This window comes from Paenibacillus terrae, from assembly GCF_005217525.1.
Taxonomy (GTDB): domain Bacteria; phylum Bacillota; class Bacilli; order Paenibacillales; family Paenibacillaceae; genus Paenibacillus; species Paenibacillus terrae_C.
The window spans coordinates 15,335-29,660 of sequence record NZ_PNXQ01000007.1; the positions used below are offsets into that span (position 1 = coordinate 15,335).

The following is a 14,326-nucleotide window of genomic DNA, read 5'->3' on the forward strand; positions in this document are numbered from 1 at the left end:
CAATGCGATAGTATTAACATCATAGTTATACCATGCTAAGAAGAGGATATCCTCTTCTTATTTTGTTTTCAAAAGCAGGGAAAGATGAATATAGCTTACTGTGTAGCAGTGGAGGGAAACGCAAATGATCAAGGAAGTGATCGTGGTAGAGGGTCGGGATGATACGGTGGCTATTCGTCGTGCTGTCGAAGCGGATACGATAGAAACGGGCGGCTCAGCCATTAATAAAATGACGCTGCGCAAAATTGCGCTGGCGCAGGAGCGGCGGGGTGTCATTATTTTGACCGATCCCGATCATGCAGGGGAGCGTATCCGCAAAATTATCGCCTCCAAGGTGCCCGGCTGCAAGCAGGCCTTTATACCAGAGGCAGAAGCGACGCGCAAAGGGGATATTGGCGTGGAGAATGCCTCGCCTGAAGCGATCAGACATGCTCTCGCACGGGTGCATACGACGGTGGAAGGGGCCGATCCGCTAATCGATTGGGCGGACTTGATTGACGCCGGACTGATCACCCACCCGAATGCTGCTGCACGACGTATGGCTTTGGGTAATGTGCTGGGTATTGGTTACTGTAACGGTAAGCAGCTACATAAACGGCTCGCTGTGTTCCAGATCAGCCGTGAGGAGTTTGCCGGTGCGCTGGCACAAATTGAAAGTGAAGGAATGTGATATCCGTATGACAGGGATTCAAGATATAGCAACACCGCGGCGCACGAAGGAAATTATTCAGCGGCACGGGTTTTCGTTCAAAAAGAGTTTGGGACAAAATTTTTTGATTGATCAAAATATTCTGAACAAGATTGTGAATGCTGCGGGATTGGACGACACGAAGGGCGCCCTTGAGATCGGTCCGGGGATTGGCGCTTTGACCGAGAAGCTGGCGCAATCGGCCAAGGTAGTTACAGCTGTCGAGATTGACCAGCGACTTCTGCCTATTCTCGAAGAGGTGCTGGCCCCTCATGAGCATGTGAAGGTACGCCATGGGGATGTGCTAAAGCTGGATTTGCGAGAGGTGTTTGCTTCGGATTTTGCCGAGGTTAGTAAAGTGAGCGTCGTCGCTAATCTGCCGTACTACGTCACTACACCGATTCTGATGAGGCTGCTGGAGGACAAGCTCCCTCTGGAGAATATCGTCGTCATGATCCAAAAGGAAGTGGCTGAGCGTATGGCAGCGTCTCCTGGGACGAAGGATTACGGCAGTTTGAGTATTGCAGTGCAATATTACAGCGAACCCGAATTGGTCTGCATCGTACCGAATACGGTATTTATTCCCCAGCCGAATGTAGAATCGGCGGTCATCCGTTTGCGTGTACGGGAAGTGCCTCCGGTAGAGGTGGTGGACGAGCAGCATTTCTTCGAAGTCGTACATGCTTCATTTGCCCAACGTCGCAAGACGATTTCGAATAACCTGAAAAGCCGCTTCTTTACCAAAGAGAACAGGGACACGCTGGAGCCGTTGTTGCTTCAGGCAGGCATAGAGCCTTCCCGTCGGGGCGAGACGCTGAGTATCGAGGAATTTGCGCGTCTGAGCGCTGTGTTGCTGGATGCTGGCATTTCCTGACCTGACGCACCAGCTACCGCTTAGCAGCAGTCAGGGTCAGGGGAGAGGCTATGTAGCACCGTTGTTGCTGGCATGCATAAGCTTCTGAGCATGGATAAGGAACCAAACTGTGCATTCACCCATACGATATGGGAGGGGTGATACAGTGTGATGATTTTAGGAGACTTGGTCGTTCGAAAATCGTACGGCGGAGATGTCACGTTTCGCGTTGAGGACATCCAGCGGGATAAAGCGATCATTAAAGGGACGGAATTTCGGCTGCTTGCCGATTCCCCTGTGAACGATCTGGTCAAGGTGCCTGCAGACCAGATTAGCGGGAAGACTCGGCAGGCCCATATTAAGGCGGATGAATCTCTCAATCTGTTGCAGCAGGCACGGCAGAAGCAAGCAGCCCGTAGTCAGGCGGCTTTGATCGGGGAGTGGAGTGATCCGGTGGAGTCGACGTATTTTGAAATGCCCGGCAAGGTACTTCATCTGGATGGGGACCCCGGCTATTTGAAAAAATGTCTCAACTTATATGAGCAGCTTCGCGTTCCTGCAGAGGGACATCATGTTCACGAATCAGCTATGGCCGACACGTTGTATCGGCTGCTTCCCCGTATTCGCCCGGATATCGTAGTCATTACCGGACATGACGGGGTATTGAAGCAGCCCCAGCCTTATGATTTATATAGCCTGAAAAGCTATAAAAATTCGCAAAATTTTGTGGCGGCGATCCAGGTAGCGAGACAATATGAACGTCATCTGGATTCATTGACGATTGTGGCGGGAGCGTGTCAGTCCCATTTTGAAGCGCTGCTGCGTGCAGGAGCGAACTTTGCCAGCTCACCAGGGCGTATCCTGATTCACGCGCTGGACCCGGTATATGTGGCTGCCAAGGCTGCTTTTACGTCGATCCGTGATACAGTCAACATGGGCGACTTGTTTCATCAGACGATCAGTGGCAGCCGTGGCGTAGGCGGTATCGAAACCCGGGGAAGCTATCGTATCGGACTGCCAAAGCTGGAAAATTTGTCGACTCTGAAAGTAACGCCTTCCGCAATCTAAGGTTTGAACCTGCTGAATAGGATTTGTCTGGATAAAAAGCCTCTGTTTACAGGGGCTTTTTGGCATTTTTATACGCATTATTCCTGTTCGCAAAAAATTAAATTGACAACTTATTTTTCGTGTTGATATAATATTTAGCTTGATTTGACATTGTCTCTAAAATTCGTTATAATGGACAAGGAAAGAGGTGGTCGTTAGGCAATGGCTAAAAATACGCTGTTGGAAATCAAACGCAGTCTCGACGCACATGTAGGGCAAAAAATTTTGCTGCGGGCTAACGGCGGACGCCGTAAGACCGTCGAACGAACTGGTGTCTTGGAAGAAACGTACCCTTCTGTTTTTATCGTCAAGCTGGATCAGGAGCAACAAACGTTCAAACGTGTCTCCTATAGCTATGCTGACATCCTTACCGAGTCGGTGGAAGTTACCGTATTTGATCCCGACTCCCATACAAGTGTCGAATATTTTGACACACCTTAATTGATTTTTGTAATCTATACCGGCTTTGCAGGTTTAACGGCGGCCTCGTCATTTCAAATGACGAGGCTGTTTTTGTATATTATGGGGCAGGATGAAGCATCGCGTCTTTGCGCATACTAAGGCGGGAATGATCTTCCTTATTCCACTGCCGAAGGAGGCGTATGCATGAGTCGGAGAAGACGAAGTGTCATGTCGGAAGAGCTTAAGTATGAGCTGGCTAAGGATCTTGGATTTTACGATACGGTTAAGGAAGAGGGCTGGGGAGGCATTAAAGCCAAGGATGCGGGGAATATGGTCAAGCGGGCCATTCAGCTTGCAGAGCAGGCAGCTTCCCGCAAATCGTAGCCATCGTAAGTGCTTCGGTAGTTCCGATGAAAAAGCGGGGATCTCCGGTTTATACTGGGTGATCTCCGCTTTTTTGAACCTCATGACTTGACACGCTGAGTCTGATATAATATGTTAAGCTGTCTTGAAGGGAAAAGTTGAAGGTGGGTGAACGCCTTGAAAATATACGAAAAAGCTCCGGCAAAAATCAATTTAATGCTTGATGTATTACGCAAACGGGATGATGGTTATCACGAGGTTGAAATGATTATGACCATGGTCGATCTGTCTGATCGCTTGACAATGTCCGAGCTACCGCGTGATACGATTATTATTTCAAGCCAAGCCGGATACATACCGCTAGATGAGAAAAATCTGGCTTTTCAGGCCGCGCGTCTGATTAAGGAACGTTATGATGTCTCTACGGGCGTGCATATTCATCTGGACAAGCATATTCCGGTAGCCGCAGGATTGGCAGGCGGAAGCAGTGATGCCGCGGCAGCGCTGCGTGGACTGAACAAGCTGTGGAAGCTTGGCATCTCGGATGCTGAATTAATAGTACTGGGCGCAGAGCTTGGCTCTGACGTGCCCTTCTGTATTACAGGCGGTACGGCTTTAGCTAGCGGACGAGGGGAATTGCTTAAGCCACTTCCGAATCCCCCCCAATGCTGGGTCATTCTTGCGAAGCCGCCGATTAATGTATCGACGGCTGAAGTGTACGGGCGCGTTAAAGCGGATCAAATCACACATCACCCTTCTGCCCGGCAGATGGAGCAAGCGATCCGTAACGCTTCTTTTACCGATGTATGTAATGCGCTCGGGAATGTACTGGAGGATGTCACACTCAAGCTGTACCCGGAGGTGGAGCATCTTAAAAACTCCATGATCCGACTGGGAGCCGATGGGGTGCTGATGTCAGGCAGCGGTCCTACGGTGTTTGGGCTGGTGTCGAAGGAAGCTAAAGTGCCACGTATCTATAACGGACTCAGGGGATTCTGCAAGGATGTGTACGCAGTACGACTTCTGACCTGATTTTGGTTATTTATTTCTAATTTTAGTGGTATTTGTTGTACAAATACGTACGAAGATGATATATTTACTATTAAATATTCGGATTTTACTATATCACTTACATTCCGCCAGCAGCCGGCCAGTCCGCCGGTGCTTTTACCGTACGAAGCGGGCGGCAGGAGAAGAATAGATCGCGAGGAATTGTTGTGAAAAAACTTAAACGAAGCTCACGATTGGTGGAAATGACACAATTTTTGCTGTCACGGCCGCACACGCTGGTGCCTCTTACGCATTTTGCGGATCGTTATGGGGCGGCTAAATCGTCTATAAGCGAAGACCTGGCCATTATCAAAGAAGTATTCGAGGATGAAGGCATTGGTGAGCTTCTGACGCTAGCGGGAGCTGCAGGAGGCGTCAAGCTGATCCCAAGACTGTCCAGGCAGCATGCACTCACATTTGCGAAGGATCTGTGTGCCCAGCTGGAGCAGCCGGATCGCATCTTACCTGGAGGGTATCTGTATCTGTCGGATCTGCTGGGTCAACCGGCGATGATGAATGAGGCCGGCAAAATATTCGCTACCGCTTTTGCCAACAGACAGATTGATGTAGTCATGACGGTGGAAACTAAAGGAATTCCGCTTGCCTATGCAACTGGAGCACAACTGAACTTGCCGGTTGTCCTCGTACGGCGTGATCATCAGGTAACGGAGGGCTCGGCAGTGAGTATTAATTACGTCTCGGGATCACAAAAGAGCCTGCATACGATGTCATTGTCCAGACGTGCCATGCGCGAGAAATCGCGTGTACTCATCGTGGATGATTTTATGAAGGCAGGCGGTACGATTCAGGGGATGGTCAACTTGCTGGCTGAATTTGATGCTGAGGTAGCTGGAGTAGGTGTGCTGGTAGAATCGGGCGAGGTGGAGAACGAAGAGCGCTTGCTGCACGATTATATTTCACTGGCGAATCTGACCGCGGTCGATTCCCGAAGCAAGCAGATTACAGTCAGGCTGGGAAATTATTTTGATGAATCTACAGGACAGTAAAATGTCACAATTCATCAAAATATCCCTAAATATGTCGAAAAGAAATCTTTTCAAAAAAATTACCTGAATTTAGGATACATTTGTCCAAAAAAAGAAGGAATTCGAAATGCTGTGTGGAATGTATACACCAAGTCCTATTTGGAAAAAGGTGGTGAAACACACATGCAGATTACGGATGTTAGACTCCGCCGAGTGAACTCAGAAGGAAGAATGAAGGCGATTGCATCCATTACGATTGATAACGAGTTTGTTGTTCATGACATTCGTGTTATTGACGGTAATAACGGGATGTTCGTGGCTATGCCTAGCAAACGAACCCCGGACGGAGAGTTTCGCGATATCGCTCATCCGATATCTTCAGGAACCCGTGAGAAAATTCAGGCTGCTGTACTGACTGAGTACGAACGCGCCGCGGTGGATGAAGAAGTAGCTATTGAAGAAGGCGCTTAATTCGTCTAAAACAAGATTGGGGTACAAAAGAAAAGAGGGCCACAAACTGTGGCTCTCTTTTCTTTTTGTCTGGAATGAGATATATTCTTTAATGAGTTAACAGTCAGTTTTAAGGCAACTTGGAGCCATCCGGGCTGCCGAAGCGACTTTTTCATAAGACAGGGATCAAGCAGCAATGGGTCCCAGGGATGAATGTCCAGCACAAGCTGGCCTGAAAAAATAGCCATTAACTAAAGGTTCGCCGTTATTTTTCAGGAGGATTGTGAAAAGTTAAGCAAAAATCTGATCTGGAAATTAACGTTTTAGCCAAAGGGAAATTGTTATTTTCAGGATAGGAGGTTGGACTTGTTGGAAAGGTTGGCAGTCATTCTTGCCGCAGGGCAGGGAAAACGTATGAAATCCAAATTATATAAAGTTCTGCATCCGGTATGCGGGAAACCGATGGTCGGTCATGTACTCGACACGGTTCGTAAGATCGGGGTGTCCCGCAGCGTAGTCATTGTGGGTCACGGTGCGGAAGCGGTACAGTCCTATTTGGGACCGTCGGCAGAATACGCGCTTCAGGCAGAGCAGTTGGGAACGGGGCATGCTGTCAAGCAGGCCAAAGACTTGCTCGGTCAGGAGAAAGGTACGACCATCGTCATCTGTGGAGACACCCCCTTGATTACAGCGGAAACGCTGGAGGGCTTGGTGCAGCTACATGAGAATCGTGGAGCGTCCGCAACGATTCTGACCGCTGAGCTGGACGACCCTAAGGGATATGGCCGGGTCATCCGTGATGCTGCGGGAGCAGTGCTCAAGATCGTGGAGCAGAAAGATTGCTCACCTGAGGAAGACGCTGTTCGGGAAATCAACACGGGAACGTACTGCTTTGATAATGCCAAGCTGTTCGCAGCGTTGGACAAAGTAACCAACACCAATGCACAGCAGGAATACTACCTGACAGATGTCATTGGTATTTTGCATGGCGAAGGCGAGAAGGTTGAGGCATATTTAACAGATGATGTGTCGGAATCCATCGGTGTGAACGACAGGGTCGCTTTATCAGTGGCTGAGGGATACATGAGAGAACGCATTGTGCGCAAGCATATGCTGAATGGTGTGACCGTCATTGATCCATCCTCTACCTACATCGAGAGTGAGGTTGTCATTGGTTCCGATACAGTGTTGAACCCGAACACGTGGCTGCGCGGTCAAACGCAAATCGGCGAAGATTGTGTGATTGGTCCGCAGACTGAAATTCAGGATACCATTATTCATTCGGGCGCAACGGTGAAGCATTCGGTGTTGAATGAAGCTGAAGTAGGCAGCAGCACATCTGTAGGCCCGTTTGCCTATCTGCGTCCAGGTGCGAAGCTGGGCGAGCATGTGAAGATTGGTGATTTTGTTGAGGTGAAGAATGCGACCATTGGGGATCATTCCAAGGTGTCTCATTTGAGCTATGTTGGTGATGCCAAGGTGGGTACAAACGTTAATATCGGTTGCGGGGCAATAACGGTTAATTATGATGGTTATAATAAATCTATTACAGAAATTGAAGATGATTCCTTTATTGGCAGTAATGTGAACCTGATCGCCCCAATTAAGATCGGAAAAGGTGCTTATGTCGTAGCAGGCTCCACCGTAACACATGCTGTCCCTGATAACGATCTGGCCATTGCCAGACCGCGTCAAGAGAACAAAGCCGGATATGCGGATAAAATCCGCGCACGTGCCAAAGCGAAGAAGAAAAGATCGGAATAACCGTAATCAGCAAGCTGTTGGATCTGTAATGAATGAATCAGCACGGAGGGTTTCTATAAATGACTTATTGCGATTCCAAACTCAAAATATTTACTTGTAACTCCAATCCGAAGTTGGCCCACCAGATTGCGGACTACATCGGAATTCCAATGGGGGAATCCCATACCACATCGTTTAGTGACGGTGAAATCCAAATCAAGCTGTCTGAAAGTGTGCGCGGTTGCCACGTATACATTGTGCAGTCGACTTGTCTGCCAGTTAACGACAACTTGATGGAGTTACTGGTTATGATTGATGCACTCAAGCGGGCTTCCGCCAAAAGCATTAATGTCGTTATGCCATATTACGGCTATGCCCGTCAGGATCGGAAAGCACGTTCACGTGATCCGATCACAGCGAAGCTTGTCGCTAACCTGATTGAAAAAGCAGGTGCTCACCGCGTAATCAGTATGGATTTGCATGCGATGCAAATTCAGGGATTCTTTGATATTCCGGTGGACCATATGTTCGGCGCGCCAATTCTGGCCCAATATTTCCGTTCGAAGCAGATTGAAAATCCGGTTGTCGTTTCCCCTGACCACGGCGGTGTTGTGCGTGCGCGGAAGTTAGCGGATTTCCTGAATGCTCCGCTGGCTATTATCGACAAACGTCGCCCTGAGCCGAATGTAAGTGAAGTAATGAACATCATCGGGAATATTGAGGGTAAAACCGCTATTCTAATTGATGACATTATTGATACGGCGGGAACCATCGTGCTGGGCGCGAATGCGCTCAAGGAAGGCGGCGTAACGGACGTGTACGCGTGCTGTACGCATGCAGTGCTCTCCGGGCCAGCTATGGAAAGACTGGAGAATTCACCGTTAAAAGAGGTGGTCGTGACGGATACCATTCCGATCGTTCACCCCAATCCGACAAGCAAGCTGAAGGTATTATCTGTGGCTCCATTAATGGGAGAAGCCATTATCCGTGTGCATGAGGAATTGTCAATCAGCAAACTGTTTGAAATCGAATAAGCGCTGGCTCATTAAAAAAAGGGGTTGCCTCTTCCAACTGGAAAAGGTAACCCCTATCAGCATGTCAGGCTAAAAGCCCGGTCTGGATATAAAGGTGAAGCGCTGGCGATTGTATAGCGTGTCCTCCATTTCGACAAAATGCTCGTTAAAACGCGCAATGATGCCAATCTGGATATGTACATCCCCGTCGTAGACCTGGACAGGAACCGAATGTTTTAAATGATAAAGAAAATGGCTGTCATATAAGAGGATACCACCCTGATTGAGCATACTAGCACGCACCTTCCTGTTCAGTATAACTATTTTACCAAAAAATCAAGACTTCGAAAGAGGGTGTCATGGTTTATGAAGTGGATTGTAGGATTGGGCAACCCCGGTCCCCAATACGAAAAAACGAGACATAATGTTGGATTTATGGCGCTGGATGCTCTGGCGGCCCGCCATAACATCCAGATTAACCAAAGTAAATGCAAGGCGTTGATTGGAGAAGGACACATTGACGGCGTAAAAACCGTGCTGATCAAGCCGATGACCTATATGAATCTCTCGGGCGAATCTTTGCGTGCTTATATGGACTATTACAAAGCGGATATAGATGATTTGGTCGTAGTTTATGATGATCTGGATACAGAGGTCGGCAAAATAAGACTCCGGTATCAAGGCAGTGCAGGCGGTCATAACGGGATCAAGTCGATTATCCAGCATACGGGCACACAATCCTTTAATCGGGTTCGTATGGGCATTTCCCGCCCTGAGCCTGGCTACGCCATCGTGGACTATGTTCTGGGAACCTTTCCGAAGAAGGAGAAGGAGTTGCTTGCTGGAATGATAGAGGACACGTGCGATGCTTTGGAATATAGCTTGGGTCATCCTTTTGAACGGACCATGGCTGAATTCAATAAGTAAGGTCTGGAACAGGCAGGATGGGCTTAAATGGAAGTTTGTTGGACATACTGAAAGGTATAGAAAACTTTCAGGAGGCATATACATTACATGATTGTAAATTATGTATGCAGACATTGTCGAACTTTCTTGGGACGGATTGATTCCGATGCAATAACCGAAGAAAGGCTGGGCTTCCATTCCTTGACCCCTGCCGAGCGTAGAGATATAATAGCGTATAATTCGGGCGGTGAAGTGACCGTCAAAGTCATTTGCGAGCACTGCAACCAGGCACTGGAAAATAATCCGGAGCTGAGTCTGCTCGTAAATCCGCTCCAATAACAGGTATTCAACTGGTCTCATATACCAGCTTGAGAGGTGAAGCGGTAATCTCGCTTATGGAGCCTTGGCAGCATTGCTGAGGCTTCTTTTTCAGTTTACATGCAACTATTTATAAGCATAAAGGGGTGCCTTTTTTGTTACAAGCACTTATTCAGGCTTTTACCAAGGATGCTGATTATGCATCCATCGCAGCAGGTATTTCATCAGGCATGAAGGAGCAGCTCATATCTGGCTTATCGGGCTCTTCTCGCCAGGTACTGATGGCCGCGCTTGCGGAAGATACCGGACGACCGATCATGGTCATGACGCACAATATGTTTGCCGCTCAAAAAATAGCAGATGATTTGCAGGAAGCGCTTCCTCCTGAACGGGTTTTGTTGTACCCCTCGAATGAGCTGGTGGCTGCTGAGGCCGCCATTTCCAGCCCGGAGACGCTATCCCAACGAATTGAAGTATTGATACGATGTGCCCAGGGATTTCGTGGGATTGTTGTCGTGCCGTTTTCTGGTGTCCGGCGTTTGCTGCCGCTTCCAGAGACATGGCGTGAAGCTCGAATCGAGCTGAAAGAAGGCGAAACGATCCAACTGGAGTCGTTCTTGCTGCATATGGTCGAGATGGGGTACCAGCGGGTGGAGCGTGTAGAATCACGTGGAGAGATGAGTGTCCGTGGCGGGATTATCGATTTTTATCCGATGACAACCCGTTGGGGCTACCGCGTGGAGCTGTTCGATGACGAGATTGACTCCATTCGTATGTTCGACCCGCAAGATCAGCGTTCGGTGGAAAAGGTACAGGAAGTTACCGTAACGCCATGCAAGGAAGTCATAGCGGATAGCGCTCGTATGGATCAGGCGGCAGATGCCGCTGCGATTCTGTTGGAGGAGCAGCTCGGTAAAATGACAGACCGTCAGGCCAAGCTGCATCTGAAAGAGGAGATTCACCGCGAAATTGAACTGCTGCGGGAGCATGTGTATTTTGACGAAATCTATAAATATATCTCGCTGTTGTATCCCGAACGCAAAACCTTGGCAGATTACATGCCAGAAGATACCATTCTGATTATTGACGAGCCGGCGCGAATGCTGGAAACAGCCAGGCAGTTGGAACGGGATGAGTCCGAATGGAATCTGCATTTGCTTCAAAACGGTAAAACGTTACCGCAGCTAGAGCTATCAGATAACTCGGACAATCTGCTGTATAACCGGAGATTCCAGACGTTGTTCCTGTCGATCTTTCTCCGTCAGGTTCCGCATACGCAGCCGCAAAATATTTTGAATTTCATCTGCCGGGGCATGCAGGATTTCCACGGCCAAATGAATGTGCTCAAGGCGGAAATGGATCGATGGCGCAAGGCGGGCACGCAGGTTATGATGCTGGCGAGTGGAGACGAGCGGCTGGATCGGATGCGCCGGGTGCTTCACGATTACGGTATTGATGAGCCGACGATGGCTATTGGCAATTTGCAAAGCGGTTTTGAGATGCCATCTATTCATCTGGCGGTGATTACCGAGGGCGAAATGTTCTCGCAAAAGCAGCGTAAAGCACGCAAGCAGGGCCGCCATGTGGACAACGCGGAACGGATTAAGAGCTATAGCGAGCTGAAGGTGGGCGACTATGTCGTACACCAGAATCACGGGATCGGGAAGTACATGGGGATCGGCACGTTGGAGGTTGGCGGTATCCACAAGGATTACATGCACATTCTCTATGCGGGCGGCGATAAGCTGTCTGTGCCGATTGAGCAGATTGATCTGATTCAGAAGTATGTCGGCTCAGAGGACAAGGAACCTAAGATTTACAAGCTGGGCGGTAATGAATGGACACGTGTGAAGAGCAAGGTTCGCAGCTCGGTTCAGGACATTGCTGACGACTTGATCAAGCTGTATGCTGAACGGCAGTCAGCGCCGGGTTTTGCTTTTGAAAAGGATTCACCAGAGCAGCAGGAGTTCGAGGATATGTTCCCGTATGAAGAGACACGTGACCAGATTCGGGCGATTGAAGAGATCAAGAAGGATATGGAGCAAAGCCGTCCGATGGATCGTTTGCTGTGCGGTGATGTAGGCTACGGCAAAACAGAGGTCGCCATTCGTGCTGCGTTTAAGTCGGCTATTGAGGGCAAGCAGGTGGCCGTGTTAGTTCCAACGACGATTTTGGCACAGCAGCATTATGAGACGTTTCGTGAGCGCTTTTCCGGGTATCCGTTCAACATTCAGGTGTTGAGCCGTTTCCGTTCGCGCAAGGAGCAGAATGAGACGATTAAAGGGGTTCGTCAGGGGACCGTCGATATTGTCATAGGCACCCATCGCCTGCTATCGCAGGATCTGGTGTTTAAGGATCTCGGGATGCTCATTGTCGATGAGGAACAGCGGTTTGGTGTGACGCATAAAGAAAAGCTGAAAAAGCTGAAAACGAATGTGGACGTGCTGACGTTAACGGCTACGCCTATTCCGCGTACGCTGCACATGTCTATGCTCGGGGTTCGCGATTTGTCGGTCATTGAGACACCGCCGGAAAATCGTTTTCCGGTGCAGACTTATGTTGTCGAGCACAGCCAAACGTTGGTGCGTGAGGCGATTGAACGCGAGATGGCACGTGGAGGACAGGTGTACTACCTGTATAATCGCGTACAGGGTATTCAGGAAATGGCTGCCGAGATCAATGCGCTCGTGCCGGATGCCAAGGTGGGCGTAGGTCACGGACAGATGTCCGAATCCGAGCTGGAGAAGACGATTTTGGACTTCCTGGACGGTGAATATGATGTACTGGTCAGCACCAGCATTATTGAGACCGGGGTGGATATTCCGAATGTGAATACACTCATTGTGCATGATGCCGATAAAATGGGGCTGTCCCAGCTTTATCAGCTGCGTGGGCGTGTAGGCCGTTCCAACCGGATTGCCTATGCTTACTTTACGTACCAGCGGGATAAGGTGCTGACTGAAGTCGCAGAGAAGCGCCTTCAGTCGATCAAGGAGTTTACGGAGCTGGGCTCCGGGTTCAAGATCGCGATGCGCGATTTGTCGATTCGCGGAGCGGGGAATTTGCTCGGTGCAGAGCAGCACGGATTCATTGCATCCGTCGGTTTTGACCTTTACTCGCAAATGCTGGCAGAGGAAATTAATAAGCGCAAGGTCAGCGTACTTGGAGAAGAGGATCTGTCGAATCGCAATTGGAGTACGTCCATTGATTTGGGCGTGGATGCTTACCTGCCAGGAGATTATATTTACGACAGTATTCAGAAGATTGAGATTTATAAAAAGGTTGCAGCAGTCAGCACGTTTGACGAGGCAATGGAGCTGGAGGATGAGCTGGTTGACCGCTTTGGTGATTTGCCGGAGGCTGTGCGTCATTTGTTGGCTGTAGCCCGTCTCAAGGTATACGGACGCATGTATGGCATTGAGTCCATTGTCCAGCGGGATGACAACATCGTGTTGAAATTCCACGAAGGGCGCCAGCAGGCGGTACAGACCGCCAAACTTGCGGAGATTGGCAATCGCTTTGAAAGACGTGTACAATTTGAACAGGGCACTCCTATGAGCGCACGCATCAAAGGCAGAGGTCTGGATGATCCACAGATACTAGAGCTGCTGGAGCAATTTTTGAGTGCACTAAAAGATGCATTCACATTGAAGGAGGAACTGCAAAATGTCACAACCAAATAAAAGAAAACCTTGGAGAATGCTATCGGTGGCCATTGCCGCGGTGCTGGCTATATCGGTGCTGGCGGCATGTACGAAGCAAGCCGAGGAGAGTAAGGTCAAGGACCAACCGAAGGACAGCAGTAAGGTTGTCGTGACCTACACTGGCGGAACCATTACGGAAAATGAGTTTAACCAGGAGATCAGTATGATGAAATTCCTGTATCCGGAATATGGAGCGATGCTTGCTTCGGATCAGGTGCGGGAGCAAATTGCCAAGCAAGAAGTAGTGTACAAGCTTCTGGCTGAAAAAGCAGACGATAAGTCCAAGGAACAGGGCGCCAAAGAAGGAACCGAACAACTGGAGCAGTATAAAAAGTCGGTTGGAGATGCTAAATTCAAGACATTTTTAAGTGATCAAAAACTGACTGAGCAGGGTGTGAAGGATTACTTTACCCGTGTGATGACGGTGATCAACAGTGAGACGAACAAAGTGACGGACGATCAGCTGAAACAGGAATTTGAGAAAAACAAAGATCAATTCACGACAGCAACCGTGCGTCATGTACTGATTAATTTCCAGGATCCAAAAACGAAAAAAGAACGCAAGAAGGAAGATGCTCTCAAGCTGGCCAAAGAAGTAAAGGCGAAGCTGGATGGCGGAGCTGATTTTGCGACAATTGCCAAGAAATACTCAGAAGATCCGGGTTCGGCCTCCAATGGCGGTTTGTATGAGAATGCATCCGTAGCTCAATGGGTGCCTGCATTCAAGGAAGCAGCCGAGAAGC

Annotated in this window: 15 protein-coding genes; 14 read left to right on the forward strand and 1 reads right to left on the reverse strand. The window is 49.1% G+C overall.

Features of this window, described 5'->3' with window-relative positions; all coding sequences use genetic code 11:
• Window positions 1-124 precede the first annotated feature (124 nt).
• The 10 genes from rnmV to C1I60_RS07025 all read left to right on the forward strand — a co-directional run bounded on the left by rnmV (window position 125) and on the right by C1I60_RS07025 (window position 8,676).
• Window positions 125-670 (forward strand): ribonuclease M5, encoded by a 546-nt coding sequence (gene rnmV, locus C1I60_RS06980; RefSeq protein ID WP_137061091.1) that lies wholly within the window; start codon window positions 125-127, stop codon window positions 668-670.
• 7 nt (window positions 671-677) lie between these two features.
• Window positions 678-1,562 (forward strand): 16S rRNA (adenine(1518)-N(6)/adenine(1519)-N(6))-dimethyltransferase RsmA, encoded by an 885-nt coding sequence (gene rsmA / locus C1I60_RS06985; protein ID WP_137061133.1) that lies wholly within the window; start codon window positions 678-680, stop codon window positions 1,560-1,562.
• Between the two features lie 150 nt (window positions 1,563-1,712).
• Entirely contained in the window at window positions 1,713-2,609 is an 897-nt protein-coding gene (gene yabG, locus C1I60_RS06990; RefSeq protein WP_137061134.1) for a sporulation peptidase YabG, read from the forward strand.
• Window positions 2,610-2,810: 201 nt separating this feature from the next.
• On the forward strand, window positions 2,811-3,089 hold the full coding sequence (gene veg / locus C1I60_RS06995) for a biofilm formation stimulator Veg (RefSeq protein ID WP_137061092.1): 279 nt from the start codon (window positions 2,811-2,813) through the stop codon (window positions 3,087-3,089).
• Window positions 3,090-3,254: 165 nt separating this feature from the next.
• Window positions 3,255-3,434, forward strand: a complete 180-nt coding sequence (locus C1I60_RS07000) for a small, acid-soluble spore protein, alpha/beta type (RefSeq protein WP_007428013.1) — start codon at window positions 3,255-3,257, stop codon at window positions 3,432-3,434.
• Between the two features lie 156 nt (window positions 3,435-3,590).
• A complete protein-coding gene (ispE, locus tag C1I60_RS07005) occupies window positions 3,591-4,445 on the forward strand; it encodes a 4-(cytidine 5'-diphospho)-2-C-methyl-D-erythritol kinase (RefSeq protein ID WP_137061093.1) in 855 nt (284 codons plus the stop codon).
• Window positions 4,446-4,630: 185 nt separating this feature from the next.
• Window positions 4,631-5,470: a pur operon repressor gene (purR, locus tag C1I60_RS07010; protein ID WP_137061094.1), complete on the forward strand. Its 840-nt coding sequence runs from the start codon at window positions 4,631-4,633 to the stop codon at window positions 5,468-5,470.
• 162 nt (window positions 5,471-5,632) lie between these two features.
• Entirely contained in the window at window positions 5,633-5,920 is a 288-nt protein-coding gene (gene spoVG / locus C1I60_RS07015) for a septation regulator SpoVG (RefSeq protein WP_007428016.1), read from the forward strand.
• A gap of 345 nt (window positions 5,921-6,265) precedes the next feature.
• Entirely contained in the window at window positions 6,266-7,663 is a 1,398-nt protein-coding gene (glmU, locus tag C1I60_RS07020; protein WP_137061095.1) for a bifunctional UDP-N-acetylglucosamine diphosphorylase/glucosamine-1-phosphate N-acetyltransferase GlmU, read from the forward strand.
• A 59-nt stretch (window positions 7,664-7,722) separates the two neighbouring features.
• Window positions 7,723-8,676, forward strand: a complete 954-nt coding sequence (locus C1I60_RS07025; RefSeq protein ID WP_014279037.1) for a ribose-phosphate diphosphokinase — start codon at window positions 7,723-7,725, stop codon at window positions 8,674-8,676.
• A 69-nt stretch (window positions 8,677-8,745) separates the two neighbouring features.
• On the opposite strand, the gene C1I60_RS07030 is transcribed toward C1I60_RS07025, so the two are convergent.
• Complete coding sequence (locus tag C1I60_RS07030; protein ID WP_137061096.1) at window positions 8,746-8,946, reverse strand: hypothetical protein; 201 nt, start codon at window positions 8,944-8,946, stop codon at window positions 8,746-8,748.
• A gap of 75 nt (window positions 8,947-9,021) precedes the next feature.
• Here C1I60_RS07030 and pth point away from each other — a divergent pair, with 75 nt between their 5' ends.
• From pth to C1I60_RS07050, 4 genes are all read left to right on the forward strand, one after another.
• Complete coding sequence (pth, locus tag C1I60_RS07035; protein WP_137061097.1) at window positions 9,022-9,582, forward strand: aminoacyl-tRNA hydrolase; 561 nt, start codon at window positions 9,022-9,024, stop codon at window positions 9,580-9,582.
• A gap of 87 nt (window positions 9,583-9,669) precedes the next feature.
• A complete protein-coding gene (gene fin, locus C1I60_RS07040) occupies window positions 9,670-9,900 on the forward strand; it encodes an anti-sigma-F factor Fin (protein WP_137061098.1) in 231 nt (76 codons plus the stop codon).
• A gap of 134 nt (window positions 9,901-10,034) precedes the next feature.
• Window positions 10,035-13,562 (forward strand): transcription-repair coupling factor, encoded by a 3,528-nt coding sequence (gene mfd, locus C1I60_RS07045; protein WP_137061099.1) that lies wholly within the window; start codon window positions 10,035-10,037, stop codon window positions 13,560-13,562.
• Window positions 13,546-14,326: peptidylprolyl isomerase (locus tag C1I60_RS07050; protein ID WP_252361615.1), on the forward strand; the 781-nt coding region annotated here is incomplete at its 3' end. The genes mfd and C1I60_RS07050, both read left to right, overlap by 17 nt.

Coding starts and splice junctions, on each gene's coding strand:
- spoVG (WP_007428016.1), top strand. CDS start 5,633: ATGCAGATTACGGATGTTAGACTCCGCCGAGTGAACTCAGAAGGAAGA.
- veg (WP_137061092.1), top strand. CDS start 2,811: ATGGCTAAAAATACGCTGTTGGAAATCAAACGCAGTCTCGACGCACAT.
- C1I60_RS07000 (WP_007428013.1), top strand. CDS start 3,255: ATGAGTCGGAGAAGACGAAGTGTCATGTCGGAAGAGCTTAAGTATGAG.
- pth (WP_137061097.1), top strand. CDS start 9,022: ATGAAGTGGATTGTAGGATTGGGCAACCCCGGTCCCCAATACGAAAAA.
- C1I60_RS07025 (WP_014279037.1), top strand. CDS start 7,723: ATGACTTATTGCGATTCCAAACTCAAAATATTTACTTGTAACTCCAAT.
- C1I60_RS07030 (WP_137061096.1), bottom strand. CDS start 8,946: ATGCTCAATCAGGGTGGTATCCTCTTATATGACAGCCATTTTCTTTAT.
- fin (WP_137061098.1), top strand. CDS start 9,670: ATGATTGTAAATTATGTATGCAGACATTGTCGAACTTTCTTGGGACGG.
- yabG (WP_137061134.1), top strand. CDS start 1,713: ATGATTTTAGGAGACTTGGTCGTTCGAAAATCGTACGGCGGAGATGTC.
- rsmA (WP_137061133.1), top strand. CDS start 678: ATGACAGGGATTCAAGATATAGCAACACCGCGGCGCACGAAGGAAATT.
- rnmV (WP_137061091.1), top strand. CDS start 125: ATGATCAAGGAAGTGATCGTGGTAGAGGGTCGGGATGATACGGTGGCT.